The 25,099-nt window shown below is 40.4% G+C and carries 24 protein-coding genes; 11 read left to right on the plus strand and 13 right to left on the minus strand.

Going from position 1 to position 25,099, the window contains the following annotated elements; translation table 11 throughout:
* Positions 1-52 precede the first annotated feature (52 nt).
* Positions 53-748 (minus strand): hypothetical protein, encoded by a 696-nt coding sequence (locus ACTHN6_RS12870; protein ID WP_440436173.1) that lies wholly within the window; start codon positions 746-748, stop codon positions 53-55.
* A 326-nt stretch (positions 749-1,074) separates the two neighbouring features.
* Between ACTHN6_RS12870 and ACTHN6_RS12875 the strand changes: the two genes are divergently transcribed.
* A complete protein-coding gene (locus ACTHN6_RS12875) occupies positions 1,075-1,527 on the plus strand; it encodes a hypothetical protein (RefSeq protein ID WP_440436174.1) in 453 nt (150 codons plus the stop codon).
* Between the two features lie 48 nt (positions 1,528-1,575).
* Here ACTHN6_RS12875 and ACTHN6_RS12880 read toward each other — a convergent pair whose 3' ends face one another.
* From ACTHN6_RS12880 to ACTHN6_RS12890, 3 genes are all read right to left on the minus strand, one after another.
* The gene (locus tag ACTHN6_RS12880; RefSeq protein ID WP_440436175.1) at positions 1,576-2,325 is read right to left on the minus strand and encodes a succinate dehydrogenase/fumarate reductase iron-sulfur subunit; all 750 of its coding nucleotides are present in this window, start codon (positions 2,323-2,325) and stop codon (positions 1,576-1,578) included.
* Positions 2,326-2,440: 115 nt separating this feature from the next.
* A complete protein-coding gene (locus ACTHN6_RS12885) occupies positions 2,441-4,414 on the minus strand; it encodes a fumarate reductase/succinate dehydrogenase flavoprotein subunit (protein ID WP_440436176.1) in 1,974 nt (657 codons plus the stop codon).
* A gap of 38 nt (positions 4,415-4,452) precedes the next feature.
* On the minus strand, positions 4,453-5,154 hold the full coding sequence (locus tag ACTHN6_RS12890) for a succinate dehydrogenase cytochrome b subunit (protein ID WP_440436177.1): 702 nt from the start codon (positions 5,152-5,154) through the stop codon (positions 4,453-4,455).
* 163 nt (positions 5,155-5,317) lie between these two features.
* Between ACTHN6_RS12890 and ACTHN6_RS12895 the strand changes: the two genes are divergently transcribed.
* The 5 genes from ACTHN6_RS12895 (at position 5,318) to egtD (ending at position 11,545) form a co-directional block, all read left to right on the plus strand.
* Positions 5,318-6,577: an ABC transporter permease gene (locus ACTHN6_RS12895; protein ID WP_440436178.1), complete on the plus strand. Its 1,260-nt coding sequence runs from the start codon at positions 5,318-5,320 to the stop codon at positions 6,575-6,577.
* Positions 6,578-6,745: 168 nt separating this feature from the next.
* Entirely contained in the window at positions 6,746-7,699 is a 954-nt protein-coding gene (locus ACTHN6_RS12900) for an ATP-binding cassette domain-containing protein (protein WP_440436179.1), read from the plus strand.
* Positions 7,699-9,270, plus strand: coding sequence for an ABC transporter permease/substrate-binding protein (locus ACTHN6_RS12905; protein WP_440436180.1), 1,572 nt, complete (start codon positions 7,699-7,701; stop codon positions 9,268-9,270). The genes ACTHN6_RS12900 and ACTHN6_RS12905 overlap by 1 nt, the downstream gene beginning before the upstream one ends.
* An 87-nt stretch (positions 9,271-9,357) precedes the next feature.
* A complete protein-coding gene (gene egtB / locus ACTHN6_RS12910) occupies positions 9,358-10,503 on the plus strand; it encodes an ergothioneine biosynthesis protein EgtB (RefSeq protein WP_440436181.1) in 1,146 nt (381 codons plus the stop codon).
* 73 nt (positions 10,504-10,576) lie between these two features.
* Positions 10,577-11,545, plus strand: coding sequence for an L-histidine N(alpha)-methyltransferase (egtD, locus tag ACTHN6_RS12915; RefSeq protein ID WP_440436182.1), 969 nt, complete (start codon positions 10,577-10,579; stop codon positions 11,543-11,545).
* Positions 11,546-11,551: 6 nt separating this feature from the next.
* On the opposite strand, the gene ACTHN6_RS12920 is transcribed toward egtD, so the two are convergent.
* Genes ACTHN6_RS12920 through ACTHN6_RS12930 form a run of 3 tightly spaced genes read right to left on the minus strand, consistent with a single transcriptional unit; the run spans position 11,552 to position 15,076 of the window.
* The gene (locus ACTHN6_RS12920) at positions 11,552-12,688 is read right to left on the minus strand and encodes a trans-sulfuration enzyme family protein (protein ID WP_440436183.1); all 1,137 of its coding nucleotides are present in this window, start codon (positions 12,686-12,688) and stop codon (positions 11,552-11,554) included.
* Positions 12,689-12,736: 48 nt separating this feature from the next.
* Positions 12,737-13,162, minus strand: coding sequence for a hypothetical protein (locus ACTHN6_RS12925; RefSeq protein WP_440436184.1), 426 nt, complete (start codon positions 13,160-13,162; stop codon positions 12,737-12,739).
* 27 nt (positions 13,163-13,189) lie between these two features.
* Positions 13,190-15,076 carry a chloride channel protein gene (locus ACTHN6_RS12930; RefSeq protein ID WP_440436185.1) on the minus strand — a complete coding sequence of 629 codons (1,887 nt, stop codon included), beginning with the start codon at positions 15,074-15,076 and terminating at the stop codon, positions 13,190-13,192.
* 139 nt (positions 15,077-15,215) lie between these two features.
* Here ACTHN6_RS12930 and ACTHN6_RS12935 point away from each other — a divergent pair, with 139 nt between their 5' ends.
* Positions 15,216-15,905, plus strand: a complete 690-nt coding sequence (locus tag ACTHN6_RS12935; protein WP_440436186.1) for a Crp/Fnr family transcriptional regulator — start codon at positions 15,216-15,218, stop codon at positions 15,903-15,905.
* Here the strand turns inward: ACTHN6_RS12935 and ACTHN6_RS12940 are convergent.
* Together ACTHN6_RS12940 and ACTHN6_RS12945 are read right to left on the minus strand one after the other, a co-directional pair.
* Positions 15,902-16,957 (minus strand): hypothetical protein, encoded by a 1,056-nt coding sequence (locus ACTHN6_RS12940; protein ID WP_440436187.1) that lies wholly within the window; start codon positions 16,955-16,957, stop codon positions 15,902-15,904. The two genes, ACTHN6_RS12935 and ACTHN6_RS12940, sit on opposite strands and share 4 nt — an antisense overlap.
* Before the next feature lie 301 nt (positions 16,958-17,258).
* Positions 17,259-17,963, minus strand: coding sequence for a methyltransferase domain-containing protein (locus ACTHN6_RS12945; RefSeq protein WP_440436188.1), 705 nt, complete (start codon positions 17,961-17,963; stop codon positions 17,259-17,261).
* Between the two features lie 43 nt (positions 17,964-18,006).
* On the opposite strand from ACTHN6_RS12945, the gene pncB reads away from it, so the two are divergent.
* Both pncB and ACTHN6_RS12955 read left to right on the plus strand, forming a co-directional pair.
* The gene (pncB, locus tag ACTHN6_RS12950) at positions 18,007-19,185 is read left to right on the plus strand and encodes a nicotinate phosphoribosyltransferase (protein WP_440436189.1); all 1,179 of its coding nucleotides are present in this window, start codon (positions 18,007-18,009) and stop codon (positions 19,183-19,185) included.
* A 75-nt stretch (positions 19,186-19,260) separates the two neighbouring features.
* Entirely contained in the window at positions 19,261-20,499 is a 1,239-nt protein-coding gene (locus ACTHN6_RS12955) for a TCR/Tet family MFS transporter (protein WP_440436190.1), read from the plus strand.
* A 209-nt stretch (positions 20,500-20,708) separates the two neighbouring features.
* On the opposite strand, the gene ACTHN6_RS12960 is transcribed toward ACTHN6_RS12955, so the two are convergent.
* From ACTHN6_RS12960 to ACTHN6_RS12975, 4 genes are all read right to left on the minus strand, one after another.
* A complete protein-coding gene (locus ACTHN6_RS12960) occupies positions 20,709-21,077 on the minus strand; it encodes a LysM peptidoglycan-binding domain-containing protein (protein WP_440436191.1) in 369 nt (122 codons plus the stop codon).
* A gap of 10 nt (positions 21,078-21,087) precedes the next feature.
* Positions 21,088-21,579, minus strand: coding sequence for a BON domain-containing protein (locus ACTHN6_RS12965; RefSeq protein ID WP_440436192.1), 492 nt, complete (start codon positions 21,577-21,579; stop codon positions 21,088-21,090).
* Between the two features lie 267 nt (positions 21,580-21,846).
* Positions 21,847-22,626: a DUF1828 domain-containing protein gene (locus tag ACTHN6_RS12970; protein ID WP_440436193.1), complete on the minus strand. Its 780-nt coding sequence runs from the start codon at positions 22,624-22,626 to the stop codon at positions 21,847-21,849.
* Positions 22,627-22,634: 8 nt separating this feature from the next.
* Positions 22,635-23,111, minus strand: a complete 477-nt coding sequence (locus tag ACTHN6_RS12975) for a hypothetical protein (protein ID WP_440436195.1) — start codon at positions 23,109-23,111, stop codon at positions 22,635-22,637.
* Positions 23,112-23,357: 246 nt separating this feature from the next.
* On the opposite strand from ACTHN6_RS12975, the gene ACTHN6_RS12980 reads away from it, so the two are divergent.
* A complete protein-coding gene (locus tag ACTHN6_RS12980) occupies positions 23,358-24,671 on the plus strand; it encodes a cryptochrome/photolyase family protein (RefSeq protein WP_440436196.1) in 1,314 nt (437 codons plus the stop codon).
* 109 nt (positions 24,672-24,780) lie between these two features.
* Positions 24,781-25,047: a DUF7683 domain-containing protein gene (locus ACTHN6_RS12985; RefSeq protein WP_440436197.1), complete on the plus strand. Its 267-nt coding sequence runs from the start codon at positions 24,781-24,783 to the stop codon at positions 25,045-25,047.
* The last annotated feature ends 52 nt before the right edge of the window (positions 25,048-25,099 follow it).

Consider the following 25,099-nt stretch of genomic DNA (forward strand, 5'->3'; position numbering starts at 1 on the left):
ATTGAATGTTACTTTCCCCGCAAAAAACTTTCGTATCAGTAAGTGTTTGCAACTATAAAACCTTTATGTCCGGGTGCAGCGAAATATATACCTGTGTTACTTTAACACCGCTCTTGTGTATGATAATACCGGTGCATATTTGCTGCTGGTTGGCATTTACAATTTCAAATGCAATGCCTTGCTGCTGCGCATCATATACATCAATTTTTCTTCCGTCATCCGTATAAACAGCCACTTTTTTCAGCTTTGGATATTGCTGTTTTATATCACTCAAAGAAGCATACACATGCAAGCCGCCGGCTGTTTCAAAAAAAGATGATGTGGTACGAATTTGCTGTACCGTCTTGGCCCGCATGCTTGTGTCTTTATAAGCGGTATAAACATTCAACTGCGTTTTATTATTATGTTCATCCGGCTTTTTACCATACCAGGTAAGCCATGCTTTGCCCATAGCTGCATCACTCATATCAGGTTTTCCAAAAGCTTCAAGCCTGCTGTCGTCCATTCCAATTTCAATATTTCCGATGCTTTTGCCCGGGACTATCCCTTTATTGGCAGCAGGTTCTTCGTTTGTAATTGTATCGCTATTTGTTTTACTACTGTTGGTTATGCCTGATGAAGAATCTCTTTCACGAAGATTTATGTCATTCGTTGTAGCAGTGGAATCTGCTGTATTATTTTCTGTATTGGGTTGTTGATTACAGGCTCCAAAAAACAGTAGTATAATTATTAAAAAAAGATTTTTCATCCGGATAGTTTTTGATTTTTTTTGGCGCATAACCTCATATATCATTCCTTATATCCCAAAAATTTTTTCACATGCCCTGTTTATATTGAAAGCTCTCTTTGCTATTCAAACATCGTTCCCAATTCTATGAATTGTTTTCAATGTTTGAATTTTTGATTGATGCTGAATCCATCAACCTAACTTCGTGCAGGGACTTCCTTTTATCATTCAAATACAAAGACATTTCTCTGAAGCAAAGAAAAAAGGCGATTGTTTATGAGATCAATCACTAAAACTAACCGCATGTTGACAATGATTATTGATCATTTTATGATGGCTTTTTGCTCATGTTGTTTGAAGCACCATTCATAATAAACAACATGTTAGCCTTATCATCTTTAAACAATGGCCAAATGCCTGAAAGTTTCTCCGGATATAACTGGTATGAAGTATTTGTTTTTTCGCTTTATTTTAATAAGGATTTACTGCAAGGCCGAAGCATGGCAAAACGAATTTTTAAATTTCAGGTTGTGGATTTCAAAACTAATAAACCGGCAAATTCAATTAAGTGCTTAATAAGAAATTTGACAATTTTAATGTGGCCGGTTGAAGTAATTATGGCGCTAATTAATACTGAAAGAAGATTAGGTGATTATATTGCAGGTACAAAATTGTCAACTTATGAGGTAAGCCAAAACATAACAACGCCTAATTATATTTCAACGATAATTGCAATTCCGCTGGCAATGCTTGCAACCTGGTTACTTTGGTTTTATCCATTAAGTTTATTGATTTATTAATAATAAAACCCGTCCAAAATTTAATAACCTCCCAGTTTAAACCCGCAATTATTTATCAGCGCTAAAACCAGCCATCGCATATTCTTTGTTCAGGCGGGCAATATTGGTCACCGAAATTTCTTTAGGGCAGGCGGCCTCGCAGGCATTAGTATTGGTGCAGGCGCCGAAGCCTTCCTTATCCATTTGATTAATCATGGCTACCACGCGGGTTTTGCGTTCAGGATCGCCCTGCGGCAATAAAGCCAGGTGAGAAACCTTGGCTGATACAAACAACATGGCGGAACTGTTTTTGCAGGCTGCAACGCAGGCACCGCAGCCAATACAGGCTGCTGCGGCAAAAGCTTTATCAGCATTTTCTTTTTCAATGGGAATAGCATTTGCATCAACGGCATTACCGGTGTTTACTGAAATATAACCACCAGCCTGTATAATCCTGTCGAAGGCAGAGCGGTCAACCACCAGGTCTTTTATAACAGGGAAAGCTTTGGCGCGCCAGGGCTCAACAATAATGGTATCGCCGTCTTTAAAAGCGCGCATGTGCAACTGGCAAACGGTATTTGCCTGCCAGGGGCCGTGCGGCTTGCCATCGATATACATAGAGCACATGCCGCAGATACCTTCGCGGCAGTCGTGATCGAAAGCAATAGGATCCCCGCCTTCGGTAATTAACCGCTCATTCAGCACATCAAACATTTCAAGAAAACTCATTTCACTCGAAATGCCTTCCACTTTATAGGTTTCAAATTTTCCTTTTTCTTTAGTATTTCTTTGACGCCACACTTTTAGTGTGAGATTCATGTTGTAATGTTCCATTGCCGCCTCCACCTCTCCAATGGAGAGAGTTTTTATTTTAAAATTTTACGAGTTTCTGTTTATTATGCCTTCCGAAAATTATTCCGGGAAGGCCTGATGCTTATTTATAAGAACGTTGTGTAGGATGCACTACCTCGTAATCTAATGTTTCCTTATGCAGCATCCAGTCTTCATCGCCTTTATATTCCCATGCTGAAACGAACATATAATGTTCATCATCACGCAGTGCTTCACCTTCTTCTGTTTGATATTCTTCCCTGAAATGCCCGCCGCAGCTTTCGTTACGGTCTAACGCATCAATGCACATCAATTCTCCCAGTTCTATAAAGTCTGCCACGCGGCCGGCCTTATCTAGTTCAGGATTAAATTCATCAATGCTTCCGGGTATTTTTACATTGCTCCAGAATTCTTTTCTCAACGCACGGATCTCTTCAATTGCCTCCCTCAGCCCCTGCGCATTCCTGGCCATGCCGCATTTATCCCACATAATTTTTCCAAGGCGTTTATGCAGGCTTTCAACAGATTCACTGCCTTTAATATTCATTAGCGTTTGCATCCTTTCCGCTACTTTCTTTTCCGCTTCTTCAAATGCAGGATGTGTGGTGGGAATAGCAGCCGTTCTTATCTCATCAGCCAGGTAGTTTCCTATTGTGTATGGAATTACGAAATAACCATCTGCCAAACCCTGCATAAGGGCGCTTGCACCCAAACGGTTGGCGCCATGGTCGCTGAAGTTACATTCACCCAGTGCATATAAACCGGGAACAGTGGTTTGTAATTCATAATCCACCCAAAGACCACCCATTGTATAATGCACAGCAGGATAGATGCGCATGGGCACTTCATAAGGGTTTTCTCCGGTGATCTTTTCATACATATCGAAAAGATTGCCGTATTTTTCCTTTACCACTTCATCACCCATTTGTTTAATTTGTTCGGATGATGGATTTTCTATGCCGCGCTTGCCTGCTTCAATTTTACCGTAACGTTCTATGGCAGATGCATAATCAAGATAAACGGCCTGTTTGGATGAACCAACGCCGTAGCCTGCATCGCATCTTTCTTTCGCAGCCCTTGAGGCAACATCCCTTGGAACAAGATTACCATAAGCCGGGTACCTTCTTTCCAGGTAATAATCCCTTTCTTCCTCGGGAATCTGGTTGGCCGGCCTGTTATCCCCTTTTTTCCTGGGCACCCATATACGGCCATCGTTGCGTAAACTCTCACTCATGAGTGTCAGCTTGCTTTGATAATCGCCGCTCACAGGTATGCAGGTGGGATGTATTTGTGTAAAACAGGGATTGCCAAAATAAGCACCTTTTTTATGCGCTTTCCATGCGGCTGTAACATTACAACCCATAGCGTTTGTTGAAAGGTAGAAAACATTGCCATAGCCGCCGGAGCATAGCACTACGGCATGGCCGAAATGCCTTTCCAACTGACCGGTTATTAGATTGCGGCAGATTATACCGCGGGCTTTTCCGTCAATTACAACCACATCAAGCATTTCATGGCGGGAGTACATGGTTACATTGCCTAAAGCAACCTGTCTTTCCAATGCCTGGTAAGCACCTATTAAAAGCTGCTGGCCCGTTTGGCCTGCTGCATAAAAAGTTCTTTGCACCTGCACGCCGCCGAAGCTCCTGTTGCTTAACAGGCCGCCATATTCGCGGGCAAAAGGCACACCCTGGGCCACACACTGGTCAATAATATTGGCGCTTACTTCTGCCAGACGGTGCACATTGGATTCACGGCTTCTGTAATCGCCGCCTTTTATCGTATCATAGAATAAACGGAAAACACTGTCGCCGTCATTCTGATAATTTTTCGCAGCGTTAATACCGCCCTGCGCAGCAATAGAGTGTGCACGACGGGGAGAATCCTGAAAGCAAAATGCTTTTACCTTATAACCTAATTCTCCCAGTGAGGCGGCAGCCGATGCTCCCGCCAAACCGGTACCAATTATAATAATTTCAATTTTACGCTTATTTGCCGGGTTAACGAGCTTGCAATGGCCTTTGTAATCTGTCCATTTATCTTCTAATTTTCCTTCTGGAATTTTTGCATCAAGCATATTGAAAGTTTCAAAATTTAGAAAAGAATAAAAAACAATCAGTTTACCGGCGCACTAAGCCAGCCCAGGTAGAAACTTACAGGCATCATGGCAAATGCAAGGCATACAACAATAGAAAATATGTACCCGCACCACCTTATTAGTACAAGATATCTTTTATTATAAACGCCTATCGTTTTAAACGAGCTGTAAAAACCATGTAAAAGATGATAAGCGAGTGAAATACACCCCAAAACATATACAACTACAATCCATAAGGTTTGAAAACGGTAGTACATTAAAGAATACAGGTCGTGCACTTCTTTTGTGCCGTTATTAATACTCGCTTCAGGCATGTGGCTAAAGCGTGACGGCACCCAGAAATCGATAAGGTGGATAATTAAAAAAAGCAGTATGAGTGTGCCGAGCAAACCCATGCTGCGGCTGTACCAGCGGCTGCCGCGGTTGCCATAATCTACAGCATACCCAACGCCGCGTTTGCTGCGGTTCTCGGCTTCCAGCACAAGTCCCTGAACAATATGCAGTATGATAAAAAGAAATAAACCTATTTCCAGGATACGCGGTACAACATTGGCGCCTAAAAAATTGGCGGCCCTGTTAAACATTTCGCCGTTATCATTTGCCCAAACGAGTGCGTTAACACCTACATGAACTATTAAAAAAAGAATAAGAAAAATTCCCGTTAAGGCCATCGTAATTTTCTGACCTATTGAAGATGTAAAAACCTGCTTCCAAGTCATATTTGCAAGATTAGTTTAGAAAAATCCGCCCGCAAAATTACAGTACGATTGTCACAATCATGTCAAAAAAATGATTTATACAATTGTGGCAGGGATAATCACGTAAAGTTTCCGCTTATCTAAAATTTATTTTCACTACCAATCTGTTTTATACTTTTGGTGTATGCGAAAGCTTTTGAATATTTTATGGAACAGCTTTAAGATGTCGCTGGGCGAATTAAAAAATAATAAGCTACGCAGCGGGCTTTCGCTTATTGGTGTTGCGTTTGGTATTTTTTGTATTATAAGCGTGCTTACAACTGTGAACAGCCTCGAATATAAAATTCAAAGCGATATTGCCGCACTCGGCACCAATACAATTTATATTGATAAATGGCAATACGGCGCCGGTGATGATGGCGATTATCCCTGGTGGAAATTTGTAAACAGGCCCGATCCGAAATTCCGCGATGTAAAGCTGGTAAAACAACGCAGCACACTCGCCGAAAATGTTGCTTTTTTTATTGAAGACAATGCCGATCTTAAATACAAAAACCAGGAAGTAAAAAGCTCCAGCATTTATGGCGTAAGCGAAGAATTCAATCAAATTCAAACTATTGATCTTATACAGGGCCGCTACTTTACGGAAACAGAATTTAATAATGGAAACCCTGTTGTAGTAATGGGTTATGAAAACGCCAGGCTGTTGTTTGGTTCAGCCAACAGTGCTGTTGGCAAAGTGGTAACGTTCAGTAATTTTAAAGCCACCGTTATAGGTGTTATAGAAAAGCAGGGAAGCAGCTTTGGCCCCGGTTACAATTTTGATGAATCCCTGATTCTTCCTTATCATTTTTATACAAAAGTATATGGCGCCAACCAGCCTTTTAACCAGCATTATGTATTGGTAAAAGGCAGGGCCAATGTACCATCAGGCGCGCTGGTGGATGAACTGGAAGGCGTAATGCGGCAAATACGCAGGTTAAGCCCCAAACAGGAAGATAATTTTGCGCTCAACGACATTAACTTCATGACCGAAGCTGTAAGTGGTTTCTTTGGCACCGTAAATATTGGCGGCTGGGCTATTGCAGGCTTAAGTTTAATTGTGGGTGCATTTGGTGTTGCCAACATTATGTTTGTTACCGTGCGTGAACGTACCAGCCAGATAGGATTGAAAAAAGCTATTGGTGCAAAAAGCAGAACGATATTACTTGAGTTTTTACTGGAGAGCGCCTTTCTCTGTATCATTGGTGGTTTTATTGGCCTGCTTATGGTGTGGGGCCTCGCTGCCATTTTAAGTGCATTCCTGCCTTTTGCAATTGTTATTTCCGGGAAAATAATTTTACTCGCTTTCTCCATTTGCGTAATACTTGGTATTCTTTCAGGTATTATTCCCGCATCAATTGCAGCACGTATGAATCCTGTGGTAGCTATAAGAAGCAAATAGTTTATAACTCATTGGGTTATCGCGCATTTCGCAGCTATCTCTATAAAATCATTAAAAAAATTATTGCCACAGGTGCACAATTTTTTATCTGCGGTAAACAAAAATTAATAACGGTAAGTTTAAGCTAATAGCTGTTATAAAAGCTATGTTGTAGCTTGCAGCAACATAATGATTGAAGCGAAGAACATTACTAAAAAATTCAAACAACAGGCCGCCGTTGATAATATTTCTTTTAACATTAAAGAAGGAGAAAACTTTGTATTGCTCGGCACAAGCGGCTGCGGCAAAACCACTACGCTTAAAATGCTCAACAGGTTAATAGAACCTACCACCGGTTCCATTTATATCAACCAAAAAAATATTAAAGAGCAAAATGCCGAAACACTCAGAAGAAGTATTGGCTACGTATTGCAGAACACAGGCCTGTTTCCGCATTATACCGTTGCAGAAAATATTGCCGTTGTTCCTAATCTTTTTAAATGGGATAAAGAGAAGATACAATTACGTGTTGAAGCGCTGATGCACAAACTGCACCTTGCAAAAGAATATTACAATGCTTATCCAAATGAATTAAGTGGCGGCCAGCAACAACGCGTAGGATTGGCAAGAGCTTTGGCTGCTGATGCTGCCATATTATTAATGGATGAACCTTTTGGTGCACTCGATCCTATAACCAGAACAAAAGTGCGTACAGATTTTATAAATCTTGAAGAGTTTAAAAAGAAAACTATTGTGCTCGTTACACACGATGTGCAGGAAGCTTTTGAACTTGCAGACAGGATCTGTTTAATGGATAAAGGCAAAATAATTCAAACGGGCACACCGGCTGAATTGCTGTTTAAACCTGCTGATAATTTTGTAAAAACTTTTTTCGATGAACAAAGATTGCAACTGGAATATAAATCTGTAACACTGCAAATGCTCTGGCCATTTTTGGAGGATAACAATGCCACATCGCCATCATTAAAAGAAGTTCCGTCGCAGTCAAATGTTTGGCGGGTACTTGAATATTTAAATACAGATAATAAAGACGGCATTCGTGCAAAAGATAATGGCGCAGTTAAGCAAATAAATTATGCTTCGCTCCTGCATGCTTTCAATCAATATAAAAAATACAATTGATGGAACAGCAACAAAGCCTTTGGAACTTCATTGTACAACAGCGGGATAAACTGCTCGATCAGACTATTGCGCATATTGGGCTTACATTTATCTCATTACTTATTGCCGTTGCCATTGGTTTGCCGCTGGGCATTTTTATTGCCAGGAGAAGAAAAGCGGCAGGCATTGTTTTAAACATTGCAGGTATTTTGCAAACTATTCCAAGCATTGCATTACTCGGTTTTATGATCCCGCTATTGGGCATCGGCCCTTTGCCTGCTATAACAGCTTTGTTTCTATATGCGTTGCTCCCGATTATAAGGAATACTTACACGGGCATTAAAGAAACAGATGCCAGCGTGCTGGAAGCCGCAACAGCAATGGGTTTGAGCAAATGGCAGGTATTAACCAAAGTAGAGCTGCCGCTTGCATTTCCGGTTATACTTGCCGGCATAAGAACGGCTACTGTTATTAATGTAGGTGTGGCCACGTTAGCGGCATACATTGCTGCCGGCGGCCTGGGCGAATTTATATTTGGCGGCATTTCGCTTAATAATACCAATATGATTTTGGCAGGCGCTATTCCTGCTGCACTGCTTGCTATCCTGTTTGATTTTTTATTATCACGCATTCAAAAAATCAACTTAAAAAAATTAAGGCTGGCTGTTTGGATAATGCCCGCTGTCGTTTTATTGTTATCCTCATTCTATGCCATTCCTTCATTTGAAAAAAATAAACTGTTGGCAGGATTTACGCCGGAATTTATGGGCCGGCAGGATGGATACCTCGGCTTAAAATCAGTTTATAAACTCAACATTAAAAATGTAGTGATCAGCGATGCTGTAATGTATAAAGCGGCTTATGAAAAAAAGCTGGATATAATAAGTGGCTATAGTACAGATGGCAGGTTAAAGGCTTTTGATCTTGTTGTACTGGATGATGACAGGCATATCTTCCCACCATATTATGCAGCGCCCGTTATTCGCGCAGATGTGCTGAAAAAATACCCGCAGCTCGAAAATATATTGAATATGCTTTCGGAAAAAATAAATGATTCCATAATGACAGCATTGAATTATGAAGTAGATTATTTAAAACAATCGCCGAAAAAAGTGGCAAGGAATTTTCTGCTTAAAACCAATTTGTATAAGCCGCCGCAAAATGGCAGTAAAGGAACGATACGCTTAGGTTCAAAAATTTTTGGTGAGCAATACATTCTCATCAGTATGTATGCAATGCTTATCAGGGGTTATACCGATTTAAATGTTGAAACAAAAACAGGTTTGGGCGGCACAAAAATTTGCTTTGATGCATTAACCAATAATCAAATTGATATGTATCCTGAATATACGGGAACGGGATTACTGGCTATTTTAAATGCATCAGCCAATACATTGGATAAATTAAAACAAAATAAAGACAGCGTTTATAATTATGTGGCTGGCCAGTTCAAACAAAAATATAATTTAACATGGTTAAAGCCGATAGGTTTTAATAATGCTTATGCTTTAATGATGAGAAGAAAACAAAGTAATGAACTGAATGTGCATTCAATAAGTGCACTAACGAATTATATAGATAAGCAGAAATAATTTTCGTGAAAGGTGATCGTGAAAGATGCAAACACCAACTTGCATTCACGGTTCACGTTTTGACGATTCAAAATAAAAAATTGATCAATGAATTTACAAGAACGCTTTAAACAGGTACGTCAACATTCAATTGACATTTGCTCCAATCTTCAAACGGAAGATTATGTGGTGCAGCCGGTGGTAGATGTAAGCCCGCCTAAATGGCATCTCGGCCATACTACATGGTTTTGGGAAGAGTTTGTGTTAAAGCCGAATGATGAAAATTATGAGCAGTTCAATTCTAACTATAATTATGTTTTTAACAGTTATTACGAATCAGCAGGCACGAGGGTTATAAGAACAGACCGCGGTAATTTAAGCAGGCCGTCTGTTGAAGAAATTTATCAATACCGCAAACATGTAGATAAAGCCATGCTGCATTTCTTAAAAAACAATTTGAGCGAAGCATTACAGGATTTAATTGTGCTTGGCCTCAATCACGAAGAGCAGCACCAGGAGCTGTTGGCAACCGATATCAAATATATTTTAGGCAATAACCCGCTCTTTCCTCCTTTATACCATGAAGAGAAACTATTATCAGCGCCCACAAAAAACACATGGATAAAGATTGACGAAGGTGTATATGAAATAGGTTTTGAAGGAGAAGGTTTTTGTTTTGATAATGAGCTAAACCGTCATAAGGTTTATTTAAATGATTATTCCATTTGCAGTGAGCTTGTAACCAATAAAGAATACCTTGAATTTATACATGCAGGCGGTTATAAAAACTTTGTTTACTGGCACATGGAGGGATGGGAATGGGTAAAAGCCAATGGAATTAATGCGCCCATGTACTGGCATTTTATTGATGGCGAATGGATGAATTATACTTTACACGGTTTATTGCCCGTTGATGAGCCTGAACCGGTTTGCCACATTAGTTTTTATGAAGCGTATGCTTATGCATTATGGAAGGGTTTGCGTTTGCCAACAGAAGCTGAATGGGAAATAGCTGCTACAAAATTTAACTGGGGCAAACGTTGGGAATGGACGGAAAGCGCTTATCTTCCTTATCCCGGATTTTCAAAAGCACCGGGTGCTATTGGTGAATACAATGGCAAGTTTATGGTGAGCCAGAAAGTATTGCGCGGTGCAAGCGACGTAACTCCGCCAAATCATAGCCGCATTACATACCGGAATTTTTTTCATCCGCCGTTAAGATGGCAATATACAGGCATAAGATTAGCTAAATAAATTAAGCTGCGGGCTTTGAGGTTAACCAACACAAAGCCCGCAGCAAAAAATTTTAAATTATCAATCATTTATTATGGAGTTGGCAACAATAACACATCAGAAAACAAAATTTTATAAAGATGTTTTGAAAGGGTTGCGATCGTTTCCCAAACGCCTTGATTCAAAATATTTTTATGATGCAACCGGCGATAAATTATTTCAGCAGATAATGAATTGCGATGAATATTATCTCACCAATTGCGAAATGGAAATACTGCAACAACAATCAGATAATATTATTTCATCTATAAAAAATATGGAAAAGGATTTTGATGTGATTGAATTAGGCGCTGGCGATTGCAGCAAATCCATACATCTTCTGAAAAAGATTTTCGAGCTTGACAACAGTTTTACTTTTTTTCCAATTGATATTTCAAAACATGTTATTGAACTTATTGAAAAAGAGCTTCCCAAACAAATTAAAGCATTAAACATTCACGGGCTTAACGGCGAATACATAGACATGCTTAAACAATCAGGAGCCATTTCATCAAGAAGAAAATTAGCACTGTTTATGGGCAGTAATATCGGCAACATGAATAACGAGGAATCAGTTGCATTTTTAAAAGAAGTGAGAAACTGTTTGAAAAAAGATGATTACCTGCTGATTGGTTTTGACCTGAAGAAAGATCCTTCAATTATTCTGAATGCCTATAATGATAAAAAAGGTATAACACGTGAGTTTAACCTTAATCTTTTACGAAGAATAAACAGGGAACTGAATGCGGATTTTGTTATTGAAAAGTTTACGCATTTTCCTGTGTATAATCCCGAAAGCGGTGAATGCAAAAGTTATCTTGTAAGCAATTGCAAACAACGCGTTTTTATTGGCGATACCGAATTTATAGACCTTGATGCTTATGAAACCATTCACACAGAAATCTCCATAAAATATTCCATAAAACAAACAAATGAAATGGCGGCGAAAAGCGGTTTTAAGCCTGTTGAATATTTTTACGATTCAAAACAATGGTTTGCCGATGTATTGTGGAAATGCATATAGAAGCAGCTATAAAGCCTGCCGCATGGCCTGCTGAATATCTTCAAGGATATCCCTTGCATCTTCAATTCCAACAGACAACCTCAACAGGTTATCTTTTATACCAATCGCATATCTTTCTTCTTTGGAAAGATAACGATGCGAGGTAACAGCCGGTGAACATATTAAGCTTTCTACTCCACCAAGGCTTAAGGCCGGACTGATTAAGCTAAGTTTCTGCTGGAATGCCCTTACACCTTCAAAGCCTGTTTTTAATTCAAAAGACAACATGCCGCCAAAACCACTCATTTGCTTTACTGCCATATTATATTGCGGATGAGAAAATAAACCGGGATAATATACTTTCTCCACATTGGCATTAGCATTTAAATATTCTGCTATAGCCAATGCATTTTCATTCTGCTTTTTAATTCTTAATGAAAGTGTTTTCAAACTTCTTTCTGCCATGTAACATTCATACGGCGTTAATGAGCCGCCATACATTTTGGCCGTATTAAAAAGCACGTCTTTGTTTTCATGGCTGTTGGAAACCAATGCGCCATAAGGAAGATCATTATGGCCGCCGAGGTATTTTGTGCCGCTGTGTACCACAATATCAAATCCATGCAAGAGCGGCAACTGATTTATAGGCGAAGCAAAGGTGTTATCGATAATAGTAAGAATATTATTGGCTTTGGATATCGCTGCAATTTCTTCAAGCGGAAGTATGTTCAATAAAGGATTGGAAGGCGTTTCAATATAAATGATGCGGGTGTTTTTGCGGATAAGGCTTTTAAACGCCTGTGCATCGCCTGCAAAACTGCATGCAATACCGCGTTTCGGCAATTCATCATTAGCAAATTTCAGCGTACCACCATACAAATCTTTGGAGAAGATGATGTGGTCTTCATAATTCAAAAAACTAAGTATAGCCGTACTGATGGCAGCCATGCCGGAACTAAAAACCATGCCCCATGCACCCTGTTCCAGGTTGCAGATAATCTGCCCCAGCCTTTGCTGGTTATAGGTAGAATAAAAGCCCGGGTATTGTAATGTTTCGCGGTCTATATACCGGTACGCAACTGCCGGCTGAATACCCGAAGTAACTGCGCCATTATATAATTCATCAGTAAGCGGATGAACACAATCTGTATCAAAATTTCTCATGCCTAAAGCTACTCATGAAATTCGTAAACAGAACAATAATTATGCAGCTCAGCTATATACATGCTCGTGCGTAAATAAATAAGGCACATAAAAAACAATAAAAGCGCCTAATATCAAAACCGTTCCGGCCAGCAGTTCATCAAACTGTTTTACAACAACAGCATCGCCTGAATGTGGTGCATGTAATGAATAATAAACAGCAATTCCGGTAAGTGCAATAAACACTATTCTGAATATAATGCTTCCACCTTTTATATAGTGATTGAAAAAATAAAACAGCACGCCGCTTATGGTTACCACCAATACAGAAATAATAATGATAGAGGATACATTAATAAGCGCCGAAGGATTGTACTCTGTTATGGCGCGGTAAGCAAAATTGAAGATAAGATTGGCAAATGTTGCAAATATGCCGGCAAACAACCCCGATAATACTGATTTGGAGAATTCCGTTTGCTCATAATCGTAATTCATACTAAAATGTTTTAGTTTTTATAAATATTAAATGTCTTCTTTTGAGAATTTTGACTGCATGAAATACTTCCCTTTAATCAAAAACTTTTTCGTTCTTCTCTTTACAGAAATGGAAACCTGGTAATCATTCTCCTGTTTGTAATGATTGCTGTAAGCCTGCACTATATCGTTTGAAGTAATAACACCTTTTACTTTTTTGTTATTGCCTTCTATTACCGCAACACATTGCATATCGTAATTAGCCATTACTTCAGAAACCGCGGCCAGGCTTTGCCGTTCCTGCACAACCGGCAGCCTTTCCGAAATCAGGGTTTGAATGGAGTTGGAAGCAATGCTGTCATCGGCAGTAAACACCTTGCCGGTTTCCACATAGCCAATAAAGTTTTCTTTTTTATCTGTTATAATAAGAGAGCTGTCCCGGTAAGTATTGATATTATCCAGCAGCCACTGTTTAATATCGCCTATTTTGTTATCAATGCAAATAAGCACCGGCGCATCATCCATTACAGTTAATGCATTAATGGTTTGCAAAACATCGGGCTTATATACATCTGGTGTGCGTATGCCACGTCTCTGAATTTTTTCAGTCATAATACTTCCTTTCATCAAAAAGAAAGAAACAGAATAAGCAGCGGTGCAGGCGCCAATCAGTGGTAATAATGCATGTGGCTGCGCCGTGGTTTCCATCAAAAAAACAATCGAGGTAAGTATAGCCCTTGATGCACCGGCAAACATAGCAGCCATACCTATTAATGCTGCCGTGGCAATATTTATTTCACTTCCCGGGAATACCTGCAATACCAATACGCCGATCAATGCACCCGTAGCGCCGCCTATGGTGAACAAAGGCGCCAGCGTTCCGCCCGAAGTACCGCTGCTTAAAGCAACCACCCATGAAATGTACTTTAAAAAGCACAGTATAAACAGCATGCTTAAAGGCAGTGAGCCGGTGAGGAGGTTGGTGATATTGGAGTATCCTACACCCAATGTAGACGGGGCAAAATAACCGGTAATGCCCACTACAACTGCGCCAATAGCCGGCCACCACATCCAGTGCACAGGAATCTTTTCAAAATAATCTTCCAGCAGGTAAACCGATTTTGAAATGATGGCGGCAATAACGCCTATTGCCAAACCCATAGCAACGTAGGTAACCAATGCGATGCCTGAAGCTACCGGTATATCCGGCATTGCAAAAACCGGTGTGTTTCCAAAACATACCAGGTGCACAGCCGCGCCGGTGGCGCAGGACAAAGCAACAGGTATTACAGATTTGGGTGAAAATTCAAACAACAATAATTCTATGGCCAGCAAAGTAGCAGCCAGTGGGCTTCCGAAAATGGCAGCCATACCTGCACAGGCGCCGGCTGCCAGCATGATCTTTCTTTCGCTTGATGATATGCGCATGATCTGCCCGCTCACCGAACCAAATGCGCCACCCGTGGCTATAATGGGGCCTTCCGCGCCAAACGGGCCGCCTGTTCCAATAGAGATTGCTGCTGATATGGGCTTTAAAAAAGTAAGTTTCACCGGTATCTTGCTTTCACCGGTTATGATCTTTTCCATGGCTTCGGGTATGCCGTGGCCACGTATGGCAGAAGACCCAAACCTCGCCATAATGCCCACAATAACACTTCCGGCAATGGGCACCAGTATTACCATCCAGCCTAATGTATTATGCAACGGTGTTGAAGGCTCAAAAGAGAATTTTCCGTAAAAGGATATGTTGGTAATAAGGTCAATCAGCATTACAAGGCCTTTGGCTATAAAGCCGATGACCAATGCATTTAAAATAGCCTGGAGGCTCAGTAAAAATACCCTTCCGGTAACAGGTTGCTCACTTTCAGGTATAGTCTCCGGCTTAAAGTTTTCATCCAATGTGGGTGATACCGGAATACTATTCGCTCGAATCATTTTGTAATTTAAAGGATGCAAAAGTATATCATAAAATATATTTATAGAAGCGATTTGCTAAATTTTATGACAATTTAAATATCTTAAGCAATATTTTTAATGGCTTAGCCGGCTTAAAAATTTTCTTTATTATTGAGCCATGAATGGCAGGAATAAAAATGATTGCAACCCCGAAATCTGCTTTCTGTGCAAACATTGCTTAAAAGAATGGGTACCCTCCATTGAACAGTTTAAAACAACGGTGCGGCTTAAAAAAGGTGAGCAATTGTTTAAGGAAGGCGATGCCGTAAAAGGTATATTCTTTTTAAAACAGGGCAAATTAAAAGTGCATAAATCATGGGAGGAAGACAGGCAAATGGTAATCCGCTTCGCTAAAGCGGGAGATGTTATCGGCCATCGCGGGCTGGGCACCGATACCATTTATCCTGTTTCAGCCACGGCACTCGAGGATATAACCGCCTGTTTTATTGAGCGTAGCTTTTTTCTCCGTTCCATACAGGTAAACCCCGAATTTGCCCTGCAGTTAATGATGTTTTATTCTGATGAATTGCAGGATGCTGAAAAACGCATACGCGATCTTGCCCTCATGGATGTGCGGGGCCGCATCGCCGATACCTTTTTAATGCTGCAAAAGAAATTCGGCACAGATGAAGAAGGGTTTATTGATGTAGTGCTGACACGGCAGGATATAGCCTCCTTTGCCGGTACCATTTATGAAACATTTTTCCGCATAGCAAATGAATTTGCCAAACAAAAAATCATTCGTTATTCGGGCAAGAGAGTGAAAATACTTAAGCCCTCAAAACTTGAGGCGTATTCAAAAATTTAGGATGAGTGCGTATTTGCAGCAATAATTTCTCTTAAGCCATCTTCTAATCGTTTAAGGCTTTCGTTGGTTTCATAATCTTTCACACCATGTCTTACAGATCTTTGAATGACCATGCATAATAAATTATCTTCAGAGAAACAAAGCCAGGCAAAGCTTGAAGAAGTATTACTCTCAGCCTTCCCTTTTAATATGTTTAATATATCCAAATCATTGAATTCAGTTAAATAAACATATAGGTCTTGTTCACCATTATTTACACCTAAGCTTTCTTTTAATGTTGCTCTTATAAATGCACATCCATTAGCTTTAGCATTAAGTCGTTCAATATTTTTATCATTTCTCGCCCCAAACCAAATCGCGTCTATATCAGAACCTACAACTATTTCTCCATTTTCATATTTATCTTTTGAGAGATAATCAGAAATTTCAAACAACATTTTTACAATATCTTTCTTTGGGCTATACTTCTTTAAATAAGTATGTACAAAGCCGCTTCCATAAGGTGTTTGTACTTCCATATAACCATCTGGCCCTTTAACATTTTTGCTTTTCAATGCTGGTTCAAAAAAATTCTTGATCAAACCTGCCGTCTTTTGTTCAGCGCGTTGCATAGTTTCTTCATAAATTTCTTTATTGTTTGCATTAAATTTTTTCAATCCATAGTTTAAAAAACTTAATACAACCCAAACATCCCTGAAATCGCATCTTTCAGTTTCAATCATAGATACCGCAGTAAATCCATTATTTATATAGCCCGTTTCTTTGTTCCTGATCGCAAAAACGGTTGCCCTTTTTATAAATTCAATTAAAGTATAAATATCTTCCTGGCTAAGTGAGTTGCGTATTTCGGTCCTTATACTTTCATCACCATTTATAAACTTTTTACACAAGTTTATTATAGTTAAGTCTAACTCATTTTTTACAGGATTTATTAAGCTTTGTTCGTCCTTCCAATTTCTATAGCTAAGGCCAAGCAGAGGCGATTCTTTAAAATTTCCCGTTACTATTCTTTGTTTTTCTTTTTCATCTGCGGCAGCAATTTCACGTCCCAATATTGTAACTCGTGGCTGATTTCTATTTTCTATATAAGAAAATAATAATTCTTACTATAATAACAATTGCAGCAATAATGAGATATTTCATAAGCAAAAAGGGGTTGATTTTTATTTGCAACATACATTTTAATTTGCCTAACCCGGGAAAATCAGCGTTGCAAATTTAAAAGACAACCATGCTTTACATCATATCATTCAAAAATTTAAAGCTGTTGAAATTTTTTCGCCCGGAGAATACAGAGCCAACAGACGTATTGTATTACTCTGTTCACTCCTTTGCTCTGTGCGAAAAAGTTGTTCATTGCAGAATTAACCGCCCAAGATACTGCCCCGACGCATCTTCCTCCAATACTTCCATTGTAAAGCCGCACTGCGAAGCAACTAATTGCATAGTTGACTGATCCACATACAACCATTTAAACCAATCGGAGATTTTGCCGCGATATTCATAACGATAATCGATCTCGCCATAATAATGCGCAGGCCGCTCTTTTTTTATAAAAAGATATTGTATATCCGAAGAATCAAATATGATATGGCCGCCCGGCTTCAGTAATTGTTTGAGATGATGCAGTAATATTTGCAGTCCATCCAGTGTTCCGGCAAGCCCGATGCCGTTCATTAAAAAAAGTAAGGTATCAAACTGCTTTTTTTTCCACGAAAAAATATCTGCATGCACCACTTTTTTTATGCCACGCTGCTGCATTACCCAAACCGCCCCCGCTGAAATATCCATTGCCGTGACACACTGTTTTCTTTGCTGCAATAATAAACTATGGCAGCCCGCAGCAGCGCCCACATCCAATATATCGCCTGCACAACCTTCCAGTGCCAGCAACTCCAGCGGCGACATTTCTTTACCGCTCCTGAAATAAATATCTACAGGCATTGCTTCTTTCCTGCCATAGGTATTATGAATCCAAAGTTTATAACGATCGTTGCCCTGCTGGTAATCTTTTAATGCTTCGCCCATTACATCCTCCATAATAAATGCTATTTTCAAATTCCGTTACAAATTTCAGTACATAAATTGCTTTGTAATTGCCATGCAGAAATTTTATTTAGCTTCTCTACTTGATAACGATTTTTATAAATTCACCATGCAGTTTGCCGTAGTGCGTTTGTTTCCACGGGCCAAAGCAAAATATCATTTTATCAATCGCGGCAATCATCGCTTCCCCGAAGGTTTTGCCGCAGCGCTGCAGGAATCGGTAGATGCCATGTGCAACTTAAAACTCACTAAACAGGAGCGGCAGTTTCTTGCAGGTGCATGTCCTTACCTGCCGCCTACTTACCTCGATTTCCTGGAAGGCTACCGTTATAATCCAAATGAAGTGCATATACAGCAAAGCGGCGGTGAATTATTGGTTGCCGTGGAAGGCTATTGGTACCGCACCATTTTATGGGAAGTGCCATTGCTGTGCATGATCAGTGAGTTGTACTACAAGTTGAATAACCTGCAGCGCATAAGTGATGCCGAAGTATATGCGGTTACAAAAGAAAAGATAGAAAACTATAATCAACTCGGGATCACCATTGCAGAATTTGGCACAAGACGCAGGCATTCTTACGAAGTGCACAAAATTGTTATGCGTGCACTGCAGGAAAATGGAGGTGCCTCATTCGTAGGCACGAGCAATGTGCATTTTGCACAGCTCTACCGCACAAAACCCATCGGCACGCATGCACATGAATGGTTTATGTTTCATGCGGCCAAATACGGTTATAAAATGGCCAATTCCATGGCGCTGGAACATTGGACGGAAACTTATCGCGGCGATTTGGGTATTGCCTTATCCGATACCTTCACTACAAACGTTTTCTTTCAGCAATTTGATAAAAAATTTGCCAAACTGTTTGATGGTGTGCGTCATGACAGCGGCGACCCCATTGATTTCGCGGAAGCCACCATCGCCCATTATAAAAGCCTGGGCATTGACCCGCTTTCCAAAACCATTATATTTTCTGATGGACTGAACTATGAAAAAGTAAAACGCATTGCTGATTTCGCCAAAGGCAAAATAGGTATATCGTTTGGCATTGGCACCAATTTCACCAATGATGCGGGCCTCCCGCCCATGAATATTGTAATGAAGCTAACCGAAGCCTATCCTGAATGCGGGCGATGGACAAACGTAGTAAAACTGTCGGATGAAAAAGGAAAATATACCGGCGATGCCGGCAGCATTGCACTTGCCAAAACCATCCTGCAGATTGAAGATTAAGCAAACAGTTTCCCCTAGCTGTGCAATGCCTTTTACAAAAAATCTTACACCTTTGCACAGCAAAAAGAAAAACACATGGCTAACGACAGAAAAGCAGCAGTCGGATTTATTTTTATTACCTTATTAATCGATACTATGGGCTGGGGGCTTATCATTCCCGTACTGCCCGAGTTGATAGCCGAACTGAAACATATTTCCATCAATGAGGCAAGCGCTTACGGCGGCCTTTTATTATCTACTTATGCCATCATACAATTCATGTTTTCCCCGGTAATCGGCAATTTAAGCGACCGGTATGGCCGCAGGCCTGTGCTCCTATCCTCTTTATTGGGCTTTGGTATAGACTATATTATTCTTGCACTGGCGCCCACATTCGGCTGGCTGTTTCTTGGGCGTGTGATTGCCGGCATTACCGGCGCCAGCTTTACAACAGGCTCCGCTTACATTGCCGATGTAAGCACACCGGAAACAAGAGCAAAAAATTTTGGATTAATAGGCGCCGCCTTCGGGTTAGGTTTTATTATCGGCCCTGCATTAGGTGGTTTATTATCAGGCTGGGGCATCAGGGCGCCTTTCTTCGCGGCAGCAGGGTTATGTTTATTAAATACACTGTATGGATATTTTGTATTGCCTGAATCGTTAAGCAAAGAACATCGCCGCCCCTTTGACTGGAAAAAAGCCAACCCTTTTGGTTCTTTGCAGTTTTTGAGAAAAACGCCGGCTATCAGCGGGCTCGCCTTTGGTTTTTTCCTTATCTATATGGCCGCACAGTCTGTACAGGGCAACTGGAGTTTTTTTACCATGTACCGTTTTAACTGGACGCCTGGTCTCGTAGGCGTTTCCCTTGCCGTAGTGGGCGTGCTGGTGGGCGCTGTACAGGTAGGCTTAACCCGCGTGCTGAACCCGAAAATCGGCGATGCCAAAAGCATTTATTTCGGGTTAACATTATATACCATCGGGTTGGTATTATTCGCCTTCGCCACCTCCACCTGGATGATGTTTGCCTTCCTCGTTCCTTATTGCCTTGGTGGCGTTGCCGGGCCTTCGCTGCAGGCAACACTGGCAGGACATGTGCCACCTAACCAGCAGGGAGAATTACAGGGTGCTTTAACGGGCCTGATGAGCCTTACCACGGTGCTCGGGCCTTTGTTGATGAATAACCTGTTTACTTTCTTTACCAGCCCGAAAGCACCGTTCCTATTCCCCGGCGTGTCGTTTTTACTGGGCGCTGTGTTTATGCTGTTCAGTCTTATAATTATATGGTTTGTATTAAGCAGGGAGAAAAGACTGGCGGTAGAAAGGGTTAAACATTAATGTGGCAGGCAGGTTCCCGCTTCCGCGGGAAAGACGTGTATGAGCGTGATAAAAATTTACATTGAAGAGCAGGTATAGGTGTACACACTGGCACGTCATGCCCAATTCAATTGGGCATCTGCACTCAACATAATAGTTCAATTTCCAAACAACACAGTGCCTTAATACTTAAACAAAAGCCGCTTCCTTTCAGAAGCGGCTTTTTATAGCTAACGTGGAATCTTCAGCTTCCAGCCCGGTTGAATCAAATCCGGGTTTGAAATAACATCCTTATTCGCTTCATAAATCTTTTGCCAGCTTACGCCAAACTGCTTACCGATTTTGGTGAGGTTATCACCCGCCTGCACTTCATATTCTGTTGCTGCACCTTCAGCGGTTGTAATATTTAACACCAGGTCACCGGCGCGGTAATCAGGATCAATTTTATTATAGATATCCCACAGTTGTTTTTTTACCTCTTCTGAGGGCGCCTGCCCGTCTATGTACAGAACATTATCCTGTTCGCGTACCTGGAGTCCGGTTACGCCCGCTGTTTGAGCGGCTGTAACCAGTTCATTATATTTATCCTGTAGTGCCATGATGTTGGTTTTATTCAATGGTTAATTTGTTGTCTATTTTCTTTGGCTTAATGGCATGCAGCTTCATCATTAAAGCCTGCAGATCAGCCCTTTTAATTTTCCCGGTAAGCGTTACAACACCGTCGTTGATGGTGGCCGTTACGCCGTTATAGCCGGAAACAATATCATTGACAGCCGTTTGCAGGGAATCATCCGGTGAAATTTGTACAGGCGCCTGCACTGGTGCCGGCGGTGTAACCTCAATGGTGTTCTTTACTTCTTTTACGCCTTTTACGTTCTTAACCGCTTCTTCAGCCGAAGCATCGCAGCCTTCTGTTTTACAACTGCCGGTAAGTGTAACCACGCCAGCGGTTACAGAGGCGGTGATGCCTGCAAAACCTGGATCTTTATCGAGTTCCGTCCTTACGGCTTTTTGAATGTCGGCATCTTTAGGGCTGCACGATGCAAAAAGGATACAGAGCGCCGCAATGCATGCGAGCCACCCGGAGTTAAAGTTTTTCATGATGAAATGTTGAGATGAAAAATAGCCATACCATTACTGGCAAAGCAATACGCTTTCAAGAATCGTTAAAAATCATGCCAAGGTGGGGATTCTCTAAAAGTCAGTCTCTATACTGAAAAATCATCTTATGCTGCCATAGTAGCCCATCAATTTTTATACTTGTACCAGCATGGGAATTAAAGTTGTTAGTAAAGATGTGGTGTCTTACACGATTGTCATGATTACAACATAGTCATAACTACAAAAATGTCTTCATGGGCTTAAACTTTAAGCAACTCGCCGTAATAATTTTCTTCTTAAATCATCTTTTGCATCAAGAGAGGCGATCATTTCACCTCCAGCATTTGATAATCTTGACAAGTCTGCCCTTGGTATTTGCGTTTGGTCTGCAAATATCATTATTGATTCAAAATCTGCTTTTGCTCTTAATAATCTTTCAAGCACAATAGTTGTAAGCTTCGCCTTGTCCCGGTTAGGAATGCCGAAAACATATAAAGGAGCAATTTTGCCTTCAATTAAGTAATCAATCGGGTAATCTTGAGCATTTTCAATGTTGCTATAAACAAAATCAGGGTGAATTTTTTCAGCAGGTATGTAACGATATAATTCTTCTTTTAAGTCATCATAAAAAGTTGCCTGAACTCTTACACGATTAAGAAAAGTCAAATCGTATATTTTAGTCAATGCCTGCCCAAATCTAAAGATCGACTTTGAAACTTCTCCAGGCGTAGTGATAATATAAAATTGACCGTCTTTTTCTTTTATATCAAGTTCTGAAAGAATTTTATCAAACAGTTGCCCGCGAGTGCCTTCACGATATTTGTCAATATCGTTTTCATAACTGAGATGCATTAAAGTATGCCCCATGTCTGTTAACATCAAACTTCCAGCAGAATGTTCTTTTAAATATATCTGATATGGGTCTCCATCTGGAAAATAAAAAGGTGTTTCAATCAAAAGCAAATCCTCATTCTTGGGAATTAATTGTATATCTGCACAAAAGCTTTTGCAAAGAGAATTTTGAAGCTGCTTTATTTCAAGGTGCATATTGTAATTTAATCAAAAAGTGTTGGCGAATCTGGTTGACTATTTAATCCTTCAATATTACAATCTTTTAGTAAACAATACAGTGCGCCGCTTAAAGTATTATAATTTTTAGTCGCTTTTGCATACCCGTCTGGCTTCTTGTTTGCAATAATATATTTTTCCGTAGCATAATGTATATGGCAATTATAACCTAAGACCTCCTTTTCAATAATATTAGGATGACTATGACTTGAACCATTATATCTGCAAAGGGTCAACACATCTCCACTTGGCATTAACCAACACAAGCCACAACTAAAATCATCCTCTAATTCTTTATTTTGTCTTAAGTATAATTGAAAGGTATAGCCCTCAGCTCCTTCAACATTATAATTGTATTGATAATGGCTTCCTTTATCTAATCTTCGAGCATTCGCATTCTTAACTGTTTTCTTCATTTCTATAAGCTCTTTAATTTTATCATCAGTAACAGATTCATATCCCATGTTGCAATTCTTTTGGTTTAAGATTATTTTGTAAATTAAGTATTAATCTGTATTTCATAATTTCCAATAATATATTTCTTTCTTATTCTTTGAAAGCATAAACAAAGGCGAACTATTATTCAACAACTTACTCTCTAAATTCCTCTTTCCTTTGCAAAATTCCCAGCTATTTAGCATGATGCTTTTTAATCTTGGTATCCCCCTCCGGTATGATAATAGCTATATGGTTCTGCAGTTTATACACTCATGAAAAAAACAGTCAATATCATGTGGTTCCGGCGCGACCTGCGCCTGCACGATAATGCAGCCTTATACCATGCGCTTAAACAGGGCAATCCTGTTATACCTGTTTTCATTTTTGATAAAAACATTCTTAACGACCTGGAAGATAAAAGAGACAGGCGCGTAGAATTCATTCATACGGCACTCACAGCAATGAATGAACAACTGAAGCAACACCAGGCATCACTGCAGGTATGGCACAGCACACCACAGCATGCTTTTGAACAGCTCCTGGAAAAATATACCATTGAAAAAGTTTTCGCCAATGAAGACTATGAACAGTATGCTATTGACCGGGATGATGCCATTGCCAACCTGCTGCAACAACATCATGCTCAGCTATTGCTATATAAAGACCAGGTAATTTTTGCGAAGGATGAAGTGCGGAAAGATGACGGCAGTCCTTACACGGTTTTTACACCTTACAGTAAGCGATGGCTGGCCAGCCTTACGCCATTTCATCTGAAACCTTATCCCACGGAAAACTATTTCCACAACTTTTATAAAGATGCTTCGCAGGAAATGCCGTCGTTAACCAGCCTGGGATTTGAAGCAAGCAGGAAACCTTTTCCGCCAAAAGAAATTCCGGTGGATACCATACGCGGTTATGATAAAACGAGGGATAACCCGGGCATAGAAGGTACGAGCAGGATGAGTGTGCACCTGCGGTTTGGCACCATCAGCATCCGCGAACTGGTTGCAACGGCGCAACAACTCAACAGCACTTATTTAAATGAATTGATATGGCGTGATTTTTACCAGGCGATACTCTGGCATTTTCCGCATGTGCGTAAAGGACATGCTTTTAGAAGTGAAATGGAAAACATCGAATGGCGCAACAACGAGGAAGAGTTTAAAGCCTGGTGCACCGGCGAAACCGGCTATCCCATTGTGGATGCAGGCATGCGCCAGTTGAATGCAACCGGCTTTATGCATAACCGGGTGCGTATGATAACGGCGTCTTTTCTCTGCAAACATTTATTGATAGACTGGCGCCGGGGCGAAGCGTATTTTGCACAAAAATTATTGGACTATGATTACGCGGCCAACAATGGCGGCTGGCAATGGAGTGCAGGCACCGGCTGCGATGCCATGCCGTATTTCAGGATTTTTAACCCGGCTGTACAGGCAAAAAAGTTTGATAAAGATTTGAAGTATATAAGGCAGTGGGTGCCGGAATTGGATTCCTTTGATTATCCGCCGCCGATTGTTGAACATGCCTTTTCGCGGGAACGCGCTTTGCAGGCTTATAAAAAAGCAGCTAACAGCAAGCGGTAATGCCCTGCGGCGTTTAACCATTGGTAATCTGGCGGAATTTGCGATCTTCATCACATTACATAGTAGTATAGAAACAAATCGTGCAGTTGCAAAAAATAAAACCTTTGAAATGAAGCAGCCTGTAAGAATTGAAAGAGAAATTGTCAGTTATGATAAGGAAAGGGAAGAACCGGTTGAATATTGTAATATTGATTTGATTCCATTTAAAGAAATTATATCCATTGTAGTTCCTAAAGCAGATGATCCTGCGTTATATGATGGATATCCTTTAACGAACGAACAAGTTATTGCATTTAATAAAGCGCTAAGCGGTAATATAAATATTGATTTCAAGAAGGACTATTATGTTCTTGAGTGTACAGGGATTTATGAGTGAATCTTTGCCACTGGCTTGCTGGTATTTGCAACCCTAATGTAAAACGCAGCAG

This window comes from Parafilimonas sp. (assembly GCF_051953455.1).
In the GTDB taxonomy this organism is placed as follows: domain Bacteria; phylum Bacteroidota; class Bacteroidia; order Chitinophagales; family Chitinophagaceae; genus Parafilimonas.